The 1,468-nt window shown below is 68.9% G+C and carries 3 protein-coding genes; 1 reads left to right on the plus strand and 2 read right to left on the minus strand.

Translation table 11 applies throughout. From position 1 onward, the window contains the following. A partial coding sequence (locus tag ACIRS4_RS36805) for a 4Fe-4S binding protein (protein ID WP_404204401.1) occupies positions 1-535 on the minus strand: 535 nt, incomplete at its 3' end. Positions 536-763: 228 nt separating this feature from the next. Here ACIRS4_RS36805 and ACIRS4_RS36810 point away from each other — a divergent pair. Then, positions 764-1,255: a SixA phosphatase family protein gene (locus tag ACIRS4_RS36810; protein WP_404204403.1), complete on the plus strand. Its 492-nt coding sequence runs from the start codon at positions 764-766 to the stop codon at positions 1,253-1,255. Positions 1,256-1,280: 25 nt separating this feature from the next. Here ACIRS4_RS36810 and ACIRS4_RS36815 read toward each other — a convergent pair. Beyond that, on the minus strand, positions 1,281-1,468 hold a 188-nt coding region (locus ACIRS4_RS36815), incomplete at its 5' end, for a hypothetical protein (protein WP_404204406.1).

A 1,468-nucleotide genomic window follows, 5' to 3' on the forward strand; every position in this document is an offset into this window, starting at 1 on the left:
CGTTCAGCCGGTACTGCAGCGCCTCGCGCCGGAAGGCCGACTCGAACAGGTTGGCCACCGACTTGGTGCCCGGGTGGTCGGGCGCGACACCCGCGCGCACCAGGCCGTACGGCGTGGGCAGCCGGTCGAACAGCTCCACCTCGACGTCGGCGCGACGCAGTAGCTCCTCGGCGGCGTAGCAGGCCGCGGGGCCGGCGCCCACGATGGCGACGCGCAGCGTACCCAGCTCCTTGGGCGCGCGGGTCGGGGCGACCAGCGGCTCGAAGTTGGACTCCAGCGGGTGACGCTGGAAGTAGGCGGCGTTGATATCGCGGAACCGCCCCAGCGAGGCGAGCAGATCGTCCTCGGAGAAGATCGCGTCGACCGGGCAGGCGTCGACGCAGGCGCCGCAGTCGATGCAGGTATCCGGGTCGATGTAGAGCTGCTCCGTCGTCGCGAACTCGCGTTGCTCGGGCGTGGGACGAATGCAATCGACCGGACACTCGGGTACGCAGCTGGCGTCGTTGCAACAACGCTGCGTGATCACATAGGCCATATCTCGCAGATCCTCGAAACTGTCGCGTGGTGCTACTCCGCTCGGGGTTCGAGCAGGGTCGGTAGAACACGTTCTAATATAGGCGGCATTCCAACGGGTGTCGGCACAGCTGTGTGCCGCCAACCACCAGTGTGCCTCGAGTGTGAGCAGTGTCTCGCGGCGGCACCTGGCAGCACCGCTGTGAGTCCGGTCTCCGGGCTCCACTCGAGGACACCTACCGTAGTGCGTATGGTGCGGACTCTCATCCTGATGCGGCACGGCAAGTCCGGATACCCCGAGGGCGTGGCCGACCACGACCGGCCGCTGGCCGCGCGCGGGCGGCGCGAGGCGGCACTGGCGGGCGAGTGGCTGCGCGCCACCCAGCCGGAAATCGACGCCGTGCTGTGCTCCACCGCGACCCGGACCCGGGAGACGCTGGCGGCCACCGAGGTCACCGCGCCGGTGTCCTACGAGAAGTCGATCTACGAGGCGTCCCCGCACACCCTGATCGAACTGGTGCAGCTCACCGATCCGGCCGTGGAGACCCTGCTGCTGGTCGGCCATTCCCCCGGAATGCCCTGGACCGCATGGGAATTGGCGGCCAACCGGAACTCCGGCCCGGCCGGGGAGATGAGCGAGAAGTTCCCCACCTCGGCCCTGGCCGTGCTCGAATTCGACCGGCTGTGGGCAGACGCCGACCCGGGCACGGGTGAGCTGGTGCGCTTCCACGTGCCGCGTTAGCCGCCCGGGCAGGGCGGGCTCGGGCTCAGCCGAACAGCTTGCCCTTCCACACCACGACTCCCGCCATGATCAGCAGGAGCAGCAGCGCCCAGCCGAAACCCGCGAGCGCCCACACGACACCGAGCACCGCCAGCACCGGTAGTACGGCGATGGCCGTGATCACCGGCTGTTCCTTGGCCGTCTCCAGAGCCGATCGCGCTCTGATCCGATCCA

Source organism: Streptomyces sp. NPDC101166 (assembly GCF_044768125.1).
Classification (GTDB): Bacteria; Actinomycetota; Actinomycetes; order Streptomycetales; family Streptomycetaceae; genus Streptomyces.

Bases quoted from the DNA above. Each gene is read 5' to 3' on its own strand.
- ACIRS4_RS36810 (WP_404204403.1), top strand. From the start codon at position 764: ATGGTGCGGACTCTCATCCTGATGCGGCACGGCAAGTCCGGATACCCC.